General features: G+C 60.4%; 12 protein-coding genes and 2 pseudogenes. 7 read left to right on the top strand and 7 right to left on the bottom strand.

The genetic code is table 11. The features are described from left to right. Nucleotides 1–224: 224 nt before the first annotated feature. Nucleotides 225–2,515, top strand: a pseudogene (gene bglX / locus AB4N76_RS20595) (beta-glucosidase BglX). Between the two features lie 144 nt (nucleotides 2,516–2,659). Here the strand turns inward: bglX and AB4N76_RS20590 are convergent. The 5 genes and pseudogenes from AB4N76_RS20590 to AB4N76_RS20570 form a co-directional block, all read right to left on the bottom strand. Then, nucleotides 2,660–3,816, bottom strand: a pseudogene (locus AB4N76_RS20590) (phospholipase D-like domain-containing protein). A 1-nt stretch (nucleotide 3,817) separates the two neighbouring features. After that, nucleotides 3,818–4,408: a YceI family protein gene (locus AB4N76_RS20585; protein ID WP_109787366.1), complete on the bottom strand. Its 591-nt coding sequence runs from the start codon at nucleotides 4,406–4,408 to the stop codon at nucleotides 3,818–3,820. Between the two features lie 225 nt (nucleotides 4,409–4,633). Next, nucleotides 4,634–4,963, bottom strand: coding sequence for a hypothetical protein (locus AB4N76_RS20580; RefSeq protein ID WP_046029407.1), 330 nt, complete (start codon nucleotides 4,961–4,963; stop codon nucleotides 4,634–4,636). Beyond that, nucleotides 4,960–6,054 carry a serine hydrolase domain-containing protein gene (locus AB4N76_RS20575; protein ID WP_460163442.1) on the bottom strand — a complete coding sequence of 365 codons (1,095 nt, stop codon included), beginning with the start codon at nucleotides 6,052–6,054 and terminating at the stop codon, nucleotides 4,960–4,962. Before AB4N76_RS20575 ends, AB4N76_RS20580 begins: the two co-directional genes overlap by 4 nt. Before the next feature lie 174 nt (nucleotides 6,055–6,228). Next, on the bottom strand, nucleotides 6,229–7,116 hold the full coding sequence (locus AB4N76_RS20570) for an acyl-CoA dehydrogenase middle domain-containing protein (RefSeq protein ID WP_460163441.1): 888 nt from the start codon (nucleotides 7,114–7,116) through the stop codon (nucleotides 6,229–6,231). A gap of 154 nt (nucleotides 7,117–7,270) precedes the next feature. On the opposite strand from AB4N76_RS20570, the gene olsB reads away from it, so the two are divergent. Beyond that, on the top strand, nucleotides 7,271–8,026 hold the full coding sequence (gene olsB, locus AB4N76_RS20565) for an L-ornithine N(alpha)-acyltransferase (protein WP_046029403.1): 756 nt from the start codon (nucleotides 7,271–7,273) through the stop codon (nucleotides 8,024–8,026). Beyond that, nucleotides 8,026–8,820 carry a lysophospholipid acyltransferase family protein gene (locus tag AB4N76_RS20560; RefSeq protein ID WP_109788048.1) on the top strand — a complete coding sequence of 265 codons (795 nt, stop codon included), beginning with the start codon at nucleotides 8,026–8,028 and terminating at the stop codon, nucleotides 8,818–8,820. Before olsB ends, AB4N76_RS20560 begins: the two co-directional genes overlap by 1 nt. A 107-nt stretch (nucleotides 8,821–8,927) precedes the next feature. Here AB4N76_RS20560 and AB4N76_RS20555 read toward each other — a convergent pair whose 3' ends face one another. Next, nucleotides 8,928–9,497 carry an acyl carrier protein phosphodiesterase gene (locus tag AB4N76_RS20555; RefSeq protein ID WP_109788047.1) on the bottom strand — a complete coding sequence of 190 codons (570 nt, stop codon included), beginning with the start codon at nucleotides 9,495–9,497 and terminating at the stop codon, nucleotides 8,928–8,930. A 171-nt stretch (nucleotides 9,498–9,668) separates the two neighbouring features. Here AB4N76_RS20555 and AB4N76_RS20550 point away from each other — a divergent pair, with 171 nt between their 5' ends. The 3 genes from AB4N76_RS20550 to AB4N76_RS20540 are packed head-to-tail and all read left to right on the top strand — an operon-like array spanning nucleotide 9,669 to nucleotide 12,244. Continuing rightward, nucleotides 9,669–9,971 carry an ArsR/SmtB family transcription factor gene (locus AB4N76_RS20550; protein ID WP_046029399.1) on the top strand — a complete coding sequence of 101 codons (303 nt, stop codon included), beginning with the start codon at nucleotides 9,669–9,671 and terminating at the stop codon, nucleotides 9,969–9,971. A 35-nt stretch (nucleotides 9,972–10,006) separates the two neighbouring features. After that, nucleotides 10,007–11,173 carry an MFS transporter gene (locus AB4N76_RS20545; protein ID WP_460163440.1) on the top strand — a complete coding sequence of 389 codons (1,167 nt, stop codon included), beginning with the start codon at nucleotides 10,007–10,009 and terminating at the stop codon, nucleotides 11,171–11,173. Between the two features lie 21 nt (nucleotides 11,174–11,194). Further along, nucleotides 11,195–12,244, top strand: a complete 1,050-nt coding sequence (locus tag AB4N76_RS20540) for an alkene reductase (RefSeq protein WP_109788045.1) — start codon at nucleotides 11,195–11,197, stop codon at nucleotides 12,242–12,244. A 244-nt stretch (nucleotides 12,245–12,488) separates the two neighbouring features. Here the strand turns inward: AB4N76_RS20540 and emhR are convergent, their stop codons facing one another. Then, complete coding sequence (gene emhR, locus AB4N76_RS20535; RefSeq protein ID WP_046029395.1) at nucleotides 12,489–13,121, bottom strand: efflux system transcriptional repressor EmhR; 633 nt, start codon at nucleotides 13,119–13,121, stop codon at nucleotides 12,489–12,491. Nucleotides 13,122–13,386: 265 nt separating this feature from the next. Between emhR and AB4N76_RS20530 the strand changes: the two genes are divergently transcribed. Then, nucleotides 13,387–14,544 (top strand): efflux RND transporter periplasmic adaptor subunit, encoded by a 1,158-nt coding sequence (locus AB4N76_RS20530; RefSeq protein ID WP_046029394.1) that lies wholly within the window; start codon nucleotides 13,387–13,389, stop codon nucleotides 14,542–14,544.

Below are 14,544 nucleotides of genomic sequence, written 5' to 3'. Positions count from 1 at the left end.
CTGGCACATTCCGTTGAATAACAACCTGCACCCCTCTGACCGGGCACTTGGGGCATAATCTGCCGCCGCCACTGGATTGCATCGAGCCAATGGGCTAAAAGATGCCCCCAGCGCAAAACGCTGGGCAAGTGTGCATGCATTTACCTGAACAACAATAGTCGCTCCCTAACTTTTGGCTGACCGGCGCGTATTCACAGCCGTTTGGGCTTTTGAGAAAAAAATTCATGAAGAAGCTGTGTTTGCTGGGCCTGTTCGTCGGCCTGGCCAGTCATAACGTATTGGCCGCCACGACGCCCGCACCTCTAGAGAACAAGGACGCTTTCATCAACAATTTGATGAAGCAGATGACCCTCGATGAAAAAATCGGCCAGTTGCGCCTGATCAGCATCGGCCCGGAAATGCCCCGCGAACTGATCCGCAAGGAAATCGCGGCCGGCAACATCGGCGGCACGTTCAACTCGATCACTCGCCCGGAAAACCGTCCGATGCAGGACGCGGCCATGCGCAGCCGGTTGAAGATCCCGATGTTCTTCGCCTACGACGTGATCCACGGCCATCGCACCATTTTCCCGATTCCGCTGGCCCTGGCCTCGAGCTGGGACATGGACGCCATTAGCCTGTCCGGGCGCATCGCCGCCAAGGAAGCCTCATCGGACGGCGTCGACCTCACCTTCGCACCGATGGTCGACATCTCCCGCGACCCGCGTTGGGGCCGTACTTCCGAAGGCTTTGGCGAAGACACCTACCTGGTGTCGCGCATTGCCGGCGTCATGGTCAAGGCGTTCCAGGGCACCGGCGCAAATGCGGCCGACAGCATCATGGCCAGCGTCAAGCACTTTGCCTTGTACGGCGCCGTCGAAGGCGGCCGCGACTACAACGTCGTCGACATGAGCCCGATCAAGATGTACCAGGATTACCTGCCGCCTTACCGCGCCGCGATTGACGCGGGTGCTGGCGGGGTGATGGTTGCACTGAACTCGATCAACGGCGTGCCGGCCACCGCCAACACCTGGCTGATGAATGACCTGTTGCGCAAGGAGTGGGGCTTCAAAGGCCTGGCCGTCAGTGACCATGGGGCGATTTTCGAGCTGATCAAGCACGGCGTTGCCGCCGATGGCCGCCAAGCCGCGAAGCTGGCGATCAAGGCCGGTATCGACATGAGCATGAACGACACCCTCTATGGCAAAGAGCTGCCTGGGCTGTTGAAGGCCGGCGAAATTGAACAAAGCGACATCGACAACGCCGTGCGTGAAGTGCTGGCGGCCAAGTACGACATGGGCCTGTTCAAGGACCCGTACCTGCGCATCGGCAAGGCCGAGGATGATCCGGCCGACACCAATGCCGATAGCCGCCTGCACCGCGCCGAGGCCCGCGACGTCGCGCGCCGCAGTCTGGTGCTGTTGAAAAACCAGGGCGAAATCCTGCCGCTGAAAAAACCGCGAAAATCGCTTTGGTGGGTCCGCTGGCCAAGGCACCGATCGACATGATGGGCAGCTGGGCCGCCAACGGTCGCCCTGCGCAATCGGTCACGCTGTTCGACGGCATGACCACAGCATTGGGTTCGCAATCGACGTTGATCTACGCCCGTGGCGCCAACATCACCAGCGACCCCAAAGTCCTCGGTTACCTCAACTTCCTCAACTTCGATGCCCCGGAAGTGGTAGACGATCCGCGTTCGGCGCAAGTGCTGATCGACGAAGCGGTGAAAGCCGCCAAGGATGCCGATGTGGTGGTCGCAGCGGTGGGCGAGTCCCGCGGCATGTCGCACGAATCATCGAGCCGCACCGATATCAACATCCCGCCCAACCAGCGCGAATTGATCAAAGCCTTGAAAGCCACCGGCAAACCGCTGGTGCTGGTGTTGATGAACGGCCGTCCGCTGTCGATTCTCGAAGAGAAGGAACAGGCTGACGCGATTCTGGAAACCTGGTTCAGCGGCACCGAAGGCGGCAACGCGATTGCCGACGTGCTGTTCGGCGACTACAACCCGTCGGGCAAACTGCCGATCACCATCCCGCGCTCGGTAGGCCAGATTCCGACCTACTACAACCACCTGAGCATTGGCCGACCATTCACACCGGGCAAACCGGGCAACTACACGTCGCAGTATTTCGATGACACCACCGGCCCGCTGTTCCCGTTCGGCTTCGGCTTGAGCTACACCGATTTCAGCCTGAGCGACATGGCCCTGTCGTCGACCACGCTGAACAAGACCGGCAAGCTCGACGCCAGCGTCACGGTGAAAAACACCGGCAAGCGTGACGGCGAAACCGTGGTGCAGTTGTACATTCAGGACGTGACCGGTTCGATGATCCGGCCGCTCAAGGAGTTGAAGAACTTCCAGAAAGTCATGCTCAAGGCCGGCGAACAGAAAGTCGTGCACTTCACCATCACCGAGGACGACCTGAAGTTCTACAACGCACAGCTCAAGTTCGCAGCCGAGCCGGGCAAGTTCAACGTGCAGATCGGCCTGAACTCCGAGGACGTGACGCAGCAGAGCTTTGAATTGCTGTAATCCTGTAGGAAACACATAACAACTGTGGGAGCCGGGCTTGCTCGCGATGAGGCCATCACATTCAGCATCTTCGTTGAATGTTAAGCCGCAATCGCGAGCAAGCTCGGCTCCCACAGTGGTTTTTTGGGTGTGGCTGAGTAAGCACTAACCCCGGCCACCCAGCAAATTCACCACCACCCGATCCACCCATCCCCAGATCCGTTGCTTGATCCGCTTCCACAGTGGCCGGCGTTGCCATTCTTCGAGGCTGACTTCCAGGCTCTGCGCAAAGTCGTGCTCGAAACCCCCGCCACAGCCCGCGTCAGCCCAAGGTCGAGCGCTTCAAGGTTGGCTTCAAGGTTGAAGCGCAGATTCCAGTGATCGAAATTGCACGAGCCGATGCTTACCCAGTCATCGATCAAGACCATTTTCAGGTGCAGGAAACACGGCTGGTATTCAAAAATCTTCACGCCGGCCTTGAGCAATCGCGGGTAGTAGCGATGCCCTGCGTAGCGCACCGAGGGGTGATCGGTGCGCGGTCCGGTGAGCAGCAAGCGCACATCGACACCCCGGGCCGCGGCCCGGCGTAACGAACGGCGGACTTTCCAGGTCGGCAGGAAGTACGGGGTCGCCAGCCAGATCCGGCGCTGGCCGCTGTTCAACGCCCTGATCAGCGATTGCAGAATATCGCGATGCTGACGGGCGTCGGCATAGGCCACCCGGCCCATGCCCTCGCCCATCGACGGCACTCGCGGCAGACGCGGCAAGCCGAAATGCGAGGCCGGTTTCCAGGCACGCCGATGGCGGTTGGCGATCCATTGGCGATCGAACAGCAACTGCCAGTCGATGACCAAGGGCCCGGTGATTTCCACCATGACTTCATGCCATTCGCTGGTGTCTTCACCCGGCGTCCAGAACTCGTCGGTGACGCCCGTGCCACCGACCACGGCCAGGCTCTGATCCACCAGCAACAGCTTGCGGTGATCGCGGTAGAAGTTGCCGACCCAGCGCCGCCAGTTCAGGCGATTGTAGAAACGCAGTTCGACCCCGGCCGCCGTCAGACGCTGACGCAAAGTCAGCGTGAACGCCAGGCTGCCGTAATCATCGAACAGGCAGCGCACGCGAACACCACGCTCAGCCGCCTGGACCAGTGCCTGGACCATGGCTTCGGCGCAGGCACCGGCCTCGACCAGATACAGCTCCAACTCGACCTGTTCTTCGGCGCGGGCAATCGCGACCAACATGCGCGGGAAGAACTGCGGACCGTCGACCAGCAGTTCAAAGTGGTTGCCTTCACGCCAGGGGAAAATTGCACCGGCCATGTCAGCGCGCCGTGAAAATCAGTACCGCACCCACCGGTACCGACAGACTGATGGCCGACAAATCGGCGAGCTTGCGCAGCGCTTCCAGTCCGGGTACCAGATCAAAGTCTTCGGCATTGATCACCAGTGGCTCCAGTGTCACCACCTGAAATCGCCGGTCATCGAGCCGCGTCGCCAGCAGTTCGGCGTTGTACTCGTGGGTTTTACCGTGAAGGTTGACGGTCAGCGGCAAACGCAACTCCAACTGCGCACCGGGCGCGAGATCGTTGATCGGGCGCAGATCGATCTGCGCGGTGATCAGTGCTTCGGGAAATTTCTCAATCTCGAACAGCTGCTTGCGCATGCGTTCATCGCGCAATGGAACGCCACTGTTCACAGATTCCAGCTCCACTTCCACTTCGGCCAGGCCATTGGGATCGACCTTGCCGTGCAACACCAGAAAGCGCTGCACTTCAGAGATGTTGGCGTTTTTGGTGCTGACGAACGACAGCCGCGAAGACTCGCCGTCCAGGTACCAATCGGCGTGGGCCGACAGCGTGGCACCGGCCAACAGCAGGAAGGCGAAGGTTTTGGCGTGGAAGCGGTTGAACATAAAGACTCATGGGGGCAGATAAACCTGTGCTGAACCTTAACCGTCCGTGAGCAAGATGCAAGCCTGTAGCAGCTGGCGAAGCCTGCGTCGGCCGGTCCGCGCTCGGGCGCAGCAGTCGTCAAACCCTGCCTACCGGGGGCAACCTGAAGTACCGCGGCGCCTGGTTTTACGACGGCTTCGCCGCCGAACGCAGCCTTCGGCAGCTGCTACAAAGGTTCGTGGGAGTCAGGGATTCAGGCGGCAGCCCTGGCGTTCGCCGACCCACGCGGCGCTGTGGGTGCGGCCCATGCCGCTGACCGTGATGCGTTTGCTGGCAGAGTCATCGATGAAGCTGCTGGTGGGCAGCCACTGCTTTACATAGCTGCGGCAATACTCGGTCTCGTTGTTCATTACATACCGGCACGAGCAATATTCCTTGGCGGTGTAGGCGCTGATGATGTCGGGGAATGCCCACAGCGCCACCCGCTCCTGCCAGCCCCAGCCGAGCAAGGCGATCAGCAGGATCACCAGCAACGTGCTCAACGGTCGGCGGCGAACAACACATTGGCGGCTCATGGCTGCACCTGTTGGGCAAACGCCTTGAGTGCGAGTTTGAGCAAATCGTTGTGCCGATAGCTGCCGTCGCGATCATCGCCATAGCGCACGATCACCAGGTTTTCGCTGGGGATCACGTACATTGCCTGGCCCCAATGTCCCAGCGCGGCGAAAGTATCGGCGGGAGCATCAGGCCAGGGTTGTGGCGCGCCCGCCACCGCACGATTGAGCCACCACTGACCACCGGGCACGCTGTCATCCTGATGGGCTTGATAGTGGGCGAACGGTTCGCGATTGAAGGCGACCCAATCCCGGGGCAGTAATTGGCGCCCCTGCCAGCGCCCGTCGCGCGCCATCAACAAACCGACCCGCGCCAGATCGCGAGCCGTGAGGTAAGCGTAAGACGAAGCGACGAAGGCGCCCGTGGCATCGGTCTCCCAAACGGCATGGCGAATGCCAAGCGGCTCGAACAGTGCGGTCCACGGATAGTCCGGATAACGGGCAGGGCCGACGATGTTTTTCAGCGCGGCGGAGAGCAGGTTGCTGTCACCACTGGAATAGCGAAAGGCCTGACCGGGTGTGGCGTATTCAGGGTGATCGGCAGTGAACGCAGCCATGTCCTGATGGCCACGGGTGTAGAGCATGGCCACCACCGAGGATTTCAACGGGGCGTATTCGTAGTCTTCCTGCCAGTCCAGTCCCGAGGCCCAGTGCAGCAGGTCGGCCATGGTCACGCCGGGGTGTTGTTTCATCGGCGGATAAAACGTCTGCACCGGGTCCTGGAGTTTGAACAGGCCTTCGCCATAGGCCACGCCCAGCACCGTGGCCATGAGGCTTTTGCTGATCGACCAGGTCAAGTGTGGCGTGTCGGCGCGGGCCGGGCCGGCGTAGCGTTCGTAGATCAATTGGCCGTCGCGGATCACCAGCAACGCATCGGTGCGAATGCCTTTTCGGGTGCTGTCGTCGCGGGGTGGAAAGGCGTAGGTTTCCAGGGCTTGAAGCGCCGGCCCGGTAACCGTCGGGCGGTTCGACCATTGCTCGCCGGGCCAGTTTTCGGCGTGGGCCGGGAGGCTGAGCAACAGCATGAAAGTCAGGGACAAGCCTTTGAACATGGCGGGGGCTCGGCGGGATTAACTGGCAGAGCGTAGTTGAGGTTGATGACAGTTTTGGGGTTTGTGTTGCTCTGGAGGCTGCCTTCGCGAGCAAGCCCGCTCCCACATTAATCGCATTCTTTCTGGAGTAACGCGATTGAAATGTGGGAGCGGGCTTGCTCGCGAAGGGGCAGGTCAATCCAGTGAAGATCCAGCAAGTGCCTTGGCCAACCGCTTCCCCCGCGCGCCCGCAGCCAGATCCATCACCGCCCGATCGCGCTGCCACATCTGCGCCCAATGCGCCGGACCATCGGCCATTGCCTGATCAATCTCGGCCTTGAGCCCGTCGAATTGTGCAAACAACCCGCCCAGCAATACATGCCCGGCGGCATTGTTCGGTGCCTGACGGCTGGCTTCCGCGCACCCGGCCAGCAACGCCAGTAACCGCAACTGCAAGGCTTGCGGCCAGTCGCAGTCCTGGCCGATGCCATACAGCCACGACGTCATCGCACTCAGCACATAAACGTCTTCAAGGGTGCGGAACGGTTTGACGTACGCATCCCAGCCATCCCCCGCCAGCAACTCGCACAGGGTGTTGTCGAGAAACAATCGGCCATGGCTGATGTCCGGCATCAATGGGATCGCCGGGAGTTTTTCCAGACGTACGCCCGGTTCGCCGGGATAGACCACCGCCAGGCTCAGGCGCGGCGATTCACCGGTTTCTTCGCTGCGTGCAGCGATCAGCAGCCATTCCGCGGCATCACCGGCCGTGACGAAATCCTTGCGCCCGCTCAGGCGCAGGTCGGTAAGGCGGGTTTGCATGTCTGCCGGTCGCAGGCTGCGCTGTTCGGTTGCACACAACGCGCCGAGGCTCAACGGTGCGCTCGGCCAGAGCATGCGCAACGCCGCCTGATACCCCACCAGAAATGCCAACCCCGGCGTCGCCATCAAACGCCCGCCAGCGACGGCCAACTCAAACGGCGTCACCGTGCCCAACTGGTGCAACAAGGTCACGAAACCTTCCGCCAGATCCGGGTTGGCGGGCAGGCGGTCGTGGCGGTTCAACAGGTTTTGCCAGGGCATAAGAGGCTCCTCGTGGGCTGTCATATAAGCATCACCAAAGCTTAATGGCGATGACACCGGGGCTACATAGCCTGACCTTGCACAAAACGGCTGCATAAAGAAAGTCGATCCGCTGTAACCCAAGACGGGTGAGCAGCCCGCACGGAGAATCGCCATGACTCAGATCGCCCGCATCCGCGACACCGGCAACGACCGCCGCCTGCAAGCCGAACGCCTGATCGGCAGCCAAGCCTTGCAGGAAGCCCAGGCCTTACGCTTCAACGTGTTCAGCGGCGAGTTCAACGCCAAGCTGAAGGGCGCAGAGTTGGGTCTGGACATGGATGACTATGATGTTCACTGCGCCCACATTGGCGTGCGTGACTTGAACACCGGACGTCTGGTGGCGACCACACGTTTACTCGATCACACGGCGGCCAGCAGCCTGGGCAAGTTCTACAGCGAAGAAGAATTCAGCCTGCATGGCCTGGTTCACCTCAAAGGCCCGATTCTGGAAATCGGCCGCACCTGTGTCGACCCGGCGTACCGCAACGGCGGCACCATCGCGGTGCTGTGGGGCGAACTGGCCGAGGTGTTGAATCAGGGCGGCTACAGCTATTTGATGGGCTGCGCGAGCATTCCAATGCAGGACGGCGGCATCCAGGCCCACGCGATCATGCAGCGTTTGCGCGAACGCTACCTGTGCACCGAACACCTGCGCGCCGAACCGAAAAAGCCACTGCCGACCCTGGATATTCCTTCCAACGTCATCGCCGAAATGCCCCCGCTCCTAAAGGCCTACATGCGCCTGGGCGCAAAAATCTGCGGCGAGCCGTGCTGGGATGAAGACTTCCAGGTGGCCGATGTCTTCATCCTGCTCAAGCGCGACGAACTCTGCCCGCGTTACGCCAAGCACTTCAAGGCGGCCATGTGATGATCCGTTTGCGGGTGTACGCGCGGATTGCGCGAGTGCTTGTCGTGGTCGCACTGGGTTTGAGCATGGCCAGTATATTTGGGGCTTTCGAGCGTATGGGCATCGCCCATTCGATGGTCCGCCGCCAGCGCTGGTCGCGATTTTTCATGGCGCGGTTGAGCAATGCCCTGCCCTTCCAGGTCACCGTTCATGGTGAACTGCCCAAGCAACCGATGCTCTGGGTCAGCAATCACGTGTCCTGGACCGACATCCCGCTGCTGGGCATGCTTACGCCGCTGTCGTTTCTGTCCAAGGCCGAAGTGCGCACCTGGCCGGTCGCCGGTTGGTTGGCAGCCAAGGCCGGCAGTCTGTTTATCCGTCGTGGCTCGGGTGACAGCCAGTTGATCCGCAAACAAATGACCCGCCACCTGGAACAAGCGCATCCGCTGTTGATGTTCCCGGAAGGCACCACCACCGATGGCCGTTCGCTGCGCACCTTCCATGGTCGCTTGCTGTCAGCGGCGATTGATTCCGAGGTGCAACTGCAACCGGTGGCGATCCGTTACCTGCGTGACGGTCAACTCGACACGCTGGCACCGTTCATTGGCGATGATGATTTGCTCTCGCACTTGATGCGTTTGTTCGCCAACGACCGGGGGGATGTGGAGATTCACCTGCTCAAGCCGATTGCTTGCGAAGGTCGCGAGCGCGCGGCGCTGGCGTTCGAAGCGCAGCAGGCGGTGCAGAAGGCGTTGTTTGGTGAAGTGGCGAAACCTGCCGAACCGCGTCGTGCTGGCGAACTGATCGCCGCCTAACCGCTTTTCTGTAGGAGCAAAGCTTGCTCGCGATTGGGGCACCGCGGTTTGACTGATGACCGCGTTATCGTTCATCGCGAGCAAGCTCTGCTCCTACAAAATTTGTGTCAGCGGTTTTGGGCGAAATCCTGGAGTTGTGGGTAGAACAACCTGAAGTCCTCGCTCAACGGTTCATACAACCGTCGCAATTCCTGCATCGCCCCCGCCAGTTCCTCAGGTCGGGTCAACCGCTGAGAAATCCCCCGCAGCACCTGCTCCAGCACCTCGAATTCCCGGTAAGAACCCAACCAGTCATTGGCCACCATGTGCGGTGCGATCCTGGCCAGGCGTTCCGGCAATTGCGGCTCGGCGGTCAGTATCCGGTACACATCTGACGTGAACAGTTCCAGCGGCCGATCGGCGTATAGCGTCCAGTCCCGTGCCAGGCAATGGTCGAAAAACACATCGAGCACGATCCCGGCGTAACGCCGGCGCGTCGTGGAGAACCGCGACAACGAGGCATCCACCAGCGGATGGCGATCCGTAAACACGTCAATGCTGCGATGCAGCTGGATGGCTGCTTCGACATCGGGTTCAAACTGCCCCTGCAACCGTCCTTTGACGAAATCGCCATACAGACTGCCGAGCAATTGGCCGGGACGCTGGCCACCAAGGTGAAGATGTGCGAGATAGTTCATGGGCGCAGCTTAGCACTGCGCCTTTGTTTCTTTACACCCAGCGTATCGTTATAACCCGATATACCGATTTACACGGTCATCAGATCGAATGCGTATTGGTATATCGCGAAATACCGATTTAAAGTTCGCTTCATCGCGATATAGCGTTTTACACATCACGAGCCCCCGACCATGAACCTTGACCTCGACGAAATAATAAAAGCCCTGGCACACCCGGTACGGCGAGAAATCCTGCACTGGCTCAAAGACCCGACCGTCGAATTCCCTGACCAGTCCCACAGCAACGAGCACGGCGTTTGCGCCGGGCAGATCGATCAACGTTGCGGCCTGTCGCAGTCCACGGTGTCTGCGCACCTGGCCACCCTGCAACGCGCCGGCCTGATCAGCAGCCGCAAAGTCGGCCAGTGGCATTTTTTCAAACGTAATGAGGAAACCATTCAGGAGTTCCTCAAAACCTTCAGTAAAGAGCTCTGACCCTTAACGTCAGCCAGCCCAAAAGGAATTCAACAATGCCCCTCTCGCTCCTCATCCTGGCCTTGAGCGCCTTCGCCATCGGCACCACCGAATTCGTCATCATGGGCCTGCTGCCCGACGTGGCGGCGGATCTCGGCGTGTCGATCCCCGGCGCCGGCTGGTTGGTGACCGGTTACGCCTTGGGCGTGGCCATTGGTGCGCCGTTCATGGCACTGGCCACCGCCAGGCTGCCGCGCAAGGCTGCGCTGATCGCGTTGATGGGCATTTTCATCATCGGCAACTTGCTCTGCGCCCTGGCCAGTGACTACAACGTGTTGATGTTTGCGCGAGTCGTCACCGCGCTCTGCCACGGTGCCTTTTTCGGTATCGGTTCGGTGGTAGCAGCAGGCCTGGTGCCGGCCAACAAACGTGCGTCGGCCGTGGCGTTGATGTTCACCGGTCTGACCCTGGCAAACGTGCTCGGTGTGCCGCTGGGTACTGCGCTGGGTCAGCAAGCCGGCTGGCGTTCGACTTTCTGGGCTGTGACCGTGATCGGTGTCATTGCCCTGATCGGCCTGATCCGCTTCCTGCCGGCCAAGCGCGACGAAGAAAAACTCGACATGCGCACCGAGCTCGCAGCCCTCAAGGGCGCCGGGATCTGGTTGTCCCTGAGCATGACGGCGCTGTTCGCCGCCTCGGTCTTCACCCTGTTCACCTATGTCGCACCGCTGCTGGGCGAAGTCACCGGCGTCTCGCCCCGTGGCGTGACCTGGTCGTTGATGCTCATCGGCCTGGGCCTGACCGTCGGCAATATCATCGGCGGCAAACTGGCTGACAAAGGCATGGCCGCGACGCTGATCGGCGTGTTCATCACCATGGCCGTGGTCTCCACCGTACTGACGTGGACCAGCGTTGCGCTGATCCCGACCGAAATCACCCTGTTCCTCTGGGCCACGGCGTGTTTTGCCGCCGTACCCGCCCTGCAAGTGAACGTGGTGACCTTCGGCAAAGCGGCGCCCAACCTGGTGTCGACCCTGAACATCGGCGCTTTCAATATCGGCAACGCACTCGGTGCCTGGGTCGGCGGCAGCGTCATCGCCCACGGCTTCGGCCTGACCAGCGTGCCACTCGCCGCAGCGGCACTGGCGGTACTCGCCCTGCTGGTGACCCTGATTACTTTCCGTCAGAGCGGCAATCCCGAACTGGCACCTGCTACCAACTGATCTCCATAAGAGAGCTACTTCATGACGACTATTTTCGATCCGATCAAACTGGGCGACGTTGAGTTGGCCAACCGCATCATCATGGCACCGCTGACCCGCTGCCGCGCCGACGAAGGCCGCGTGCCGAACGCGCTGATGGCCGAATACTACGTCCAGCGCGCCTCCGCGGGCCTGATCCTCAGCGAAGCCACCTCGGTCACGCCAATGGGCGTCGGCTACCCGGACACCCCGGGCATCTGGTCCAACGACCAGGTACGTGGCTGGGCCAACGTGACCAAGGCAATCCACGGCGCGGGCGGCAAGATTTTCCTGCAACTGTGGCACGTCGGCCGGGTTTCGCACTCCTCGTACCTGAACGGCGAAGCACCGGTCGCACCGAGCGCCATCCAGCCTAAAGGCCACGTCAGCCTGGTTCGCCCATTGGCTGACTACCCGACGCCGCGTGCCCTGGAAACCGCAGAAATCGCCGACATCGTCGACGCTTACCGCACCGGCGCCGAGAACGCCAAAGCCGCTGGTTTTGACGGTGTTGAGATCCACGGTGCCAACGGTTACCTGCTCGACCAGTTCCTGCAAAGCAGCACCAACCAGCGCACTGACAATTACGGCGGCTCCCTGGAAAACCGTGCGCGCCTGCTGCTGGAAGTGACCGACGCGGCCATCGAAGTCTGGGGCGCCGGCCGTGTCGGTGTGCACCTGGCACCGCGCGCCGATTCCCATGACATGGGCGACGACAACCTGGCAGAAACCTTCACCTACGTCGCCCGCGAACTGGGCAAGCGCGGTATCGCGTTCATCTGCTCGCGCGAAAAAGAAGCCGGCGACAGCCTTGGTCCACAATTGAAAGAAGCGTTCGGCGGCCCGTACATCATCAACGAACGCTTCACCAAGGACAGCGCCAACGCGTGGCTGGCCAGCGGCAAGGCCGATGCGGTCGCCTTCGGTGTGCCGTTCATTGCCAACCCTGACTTGCCTGCCCGCTTGAAGGCCGACGCGCCGCTGAACGAAGCGCGTCCGGAGTTGTTCTACGGCAAAGGCGCGGTTGGCTACATCGACTATCCGACGCTGTAAACGTTAGCCATTGAAATGCAAAAGCCCCGACTCGTGAGAGCCGGGGCTTTTGGGTTTTCGGAGTGGAGTGCTCACGCTCATTCACACCCAAGACACAATTTCCCTACAAAATACGTAGCTCGCTACCTGTCAACCTGGCGAGCGTCCGTATATAAAAGCACCCCTGGCCATAAATCGAGCCGGCGAAGGATTCAGCGCCCGCCTTGATCGTTGATACAAACGAAGCCAATGACTGACTTTTGTTTCATTTGCGCAGGCTTGGGCTCAAGCGCAGCATGTCCAGCCCGGCCTCGACCCAGCGTTCGGCTTCGGTGTGCAATTGAAAACTGTCGGGCGCCAGCAACCACTGGTACAGGATGCCATCGATGTAAGCGTGCAGGCTGATGGCAGCGCGCGCCGTGTCAAGGTCTTCGGGCATTTGCCCCCGATTCACGGCATTACTCAGGGCCAGGCTGATGCGCACATTGCAATCAAGGCTGGCCGTTCGACGCTGCTGACGCAGGTCACACATTTCATCGGTGAATTCGCACTTATGAAACAAAATCTCATTAATGCGTCGGGTTTTCGGGTCCAGTGCAATTTGATGAAACAAATGAATCAGCAGCTTGCGCATGCAGCCCAGCGGATCGAGTTCCTCTTCGCTTTCACTGGCCCTGGCCAATTCATCCAGTGGCTCATGCAAGGTATCCAACATGGCCTGCACCAGATCGGCCTTGTTGCTGAAATGCCAGTAGATAGCACCGCGAGTCACGCCGGCCAGGGTAGCGATGTCCGCCAGCGTCGTGCGCGCCACGCCCCTTTCATAAAAGGCTTTCTCTGCCGCTTCAAGTATCTGGCTGCGGGTTTCTTGAGCTTCCTCTTTGGTACGACGGACCATGGCAGTAAAACCTCAATCAGGATGCTTCAGCGATGTCTGAACATCAGCTGAATAAAAGTGGAGCGAGCGCTCTTGGGCGCAGTCCCCGTCTTACAATTCGAAGCTTTGAACGGCTTTTGTAATGAATCGGGTACGCAGCCAAGGTGTTTACAAACAACCATGAACGTAAGTATATTCCTTAGCAAGCTACTTATCCACTCAGCACCCTATTTTTAACCTTCCACCTTTCTAGTGCGCATGTTGCGCGCCTGACCCGAGGATTTTCATGCAATTCAAGCCAGCTGTTACCGCTCTGGTCACTGCCGTCGCCTTGGCATCGCTGCTCAGCGGATGCAAAAAGGAAGAAGCGCCACCAGCCGCACCGCCTCCTCAGGTCGGCGTCGTTACCCTGCAACCTCAAGCCTTCACCCTGACGTCCGATCTTCCGGGCCGTACCAGCGCGTACCGCATCGCCGAAGTTCGCCCTCAGGTGAACGGCATCATTCTCAAGCGCATGTTCAAGGAAGGCGGCGACGTCAAGATTGGCCAGCAGCTGTACCAAATCGATTCGTCGGTCTATGACGCCACGCTGAAAAGCGCAGAAGCCAACCTGCAACAGACCAAGTCGATCGCGGACCGCTACAAGCAACTGGTCAACGAACAAGCCGTGAGCCGCCAGGAATACGACACCGCCGTGTCTAACCGGATGCAATCGGAAGCGGCCCTGCAAACGGCCCAGATCAACGTGCGCTACACCAAGGTTTACGCACCGCTCACCGGTCGTATCGGTCGCTCAAATGTGACCGAGGGCGCGCTGGTCACCAGCGGCCAGGCCGACCCGATGGCGGTGATCCAGCAACTCGATCCGATCTACGTCGACGTGACGCAGTCTTCGGTGGAGTTGCTGCAACTGCGCCGCGAACTGGAAAGCGGTCGCCTGCAAAAGTCGGGCGACAACGCGGCGAAGGTCAAGCTGACCCTCGAAGACGGCAGCGAGTACAAGCTGGACGGCAAGCTCGAGTTCTCCGAAGTCTCGGTTGACCAGACAACAGGTTCCGTCACCCTGCGCGCCGTGTTCCCCAACCCTGATCACACCCTGCTGCCGGGCATGTTCGTGCACGCGCAATTGTTGGCCGGCGTGAACGCCGCAGCAATCCTGGCCCCGCAACAAGGCGTGACGCGCGACCTCAAAGGCACCCCGACCGCTCTGGTCGTTGGTCCTGACAACAAAGTCGAGCTGCGTCAGCTCAAGGCCAACCGCACCGTCGGCAACCAATGGTTGATCGAAGATGGCTTGAAGGCAGGCGATCGCCTGATCACCGAAGGGCTGCAATTCGTCAAACCTGGCATCGAAGTCAAAGCCAGTGAAGCGACTAACGTTGGCACAAAGAACCCGGCCCCCGCACAGACAGCTGATAAGGCGTCCAGCGGCAAAGGGGAGTAA

The sequence above is a fragment of the Pseudomonas sp. S2_F03 genome (assembly GCF_054668335.1).
Note: the sequence above shows the minus strand (reverse complement) of the source record. Positions and strands in the feature narration are given on the sequence as shown.

Coding starts and splice junctions, on each gene's coding strand:
- AB4N76_RS20585 (WP_109787366.1), bottom strand. CDS start 4,408: ATGTTCAACCGCTTCCACGCCAAAACCTTCGCCTTCCTGCTGTTGGCC.
- AB4N76_RS20580 (WP_046029407.1), bottom strand. CDS start 4,963: ATGAGCCGCCAATGTGTTGTTCGCCGCCGACCGTTGAGCACGTTGCTG.
- AB4N76_RS20575 (WP_460163442.1), bottom strand. CDS start 6,054: ATGTTCAAAGGCTTGTCCCTGACTTTCATGCTGTTGCTCAGCCTCCCG.
- AB4N76_RS20570 (WP_460163441.1), bottom strand. CDS start 7,116: ATGCCCTGGCAAAACCTGTTGAACCGCCACGACCGCCTGCCCGCCAAC.
- olsB (WP_046029403.1), top strand. CDS start 7,271: ATGACTCAGATCGCCCGCATCCGCGACACCGGCAACGACCGCCGCCTG.
- AB4N76_RS20560 (WP_109788048.1), top strand. CDS start 8,026: ATGATCCGTTTGCGGGTGTACGCGCGGATTGCGCGAGTGCTTGTCGTG.
- AB4N76_RS20555 (WP_109788047.1), bottom strand. CDS start 9,497: ATGAACTATCTCGCACATCTTCACCTTGGTGGCCAGCGTCCCGGCCAA.
- AB4N76_RS20550 (WP_046029399.1), top strand. CDS start 9,669: ATGAACCTTGACCTCGACGAAATAATAAAAGCCCTGGCACACCCGGTA.
- AB4N76_RS20545 (WP_460163440.1), top strand. CDS start 10,007: ATGCCCCTCTCGCTCCTCATCCTGGCCTTGAGCGCCTTCGCCATCGGC.
- AB4N76_RS20540 (WP_109788045.1), top strand. CDS start 11,195: ATGACGACTATTTTCGATCCGATCAAACTGGGCGACGTTGAGTTGGCC.
- emhR (WP_046029395.1), bottom strand. CDS start 13,121: ATGGTCCGTCGTACCAAAGAGGAAGCTCAAGAAACCCGCAGCCAGATA.
- AB4N76_RS20530 (WP_046029394.1), top strand. CDS start 13,387: ATGCAATTCAAGCCAGCTGTTACCGCTCTGGTCACTGCCGTCGCCTTG.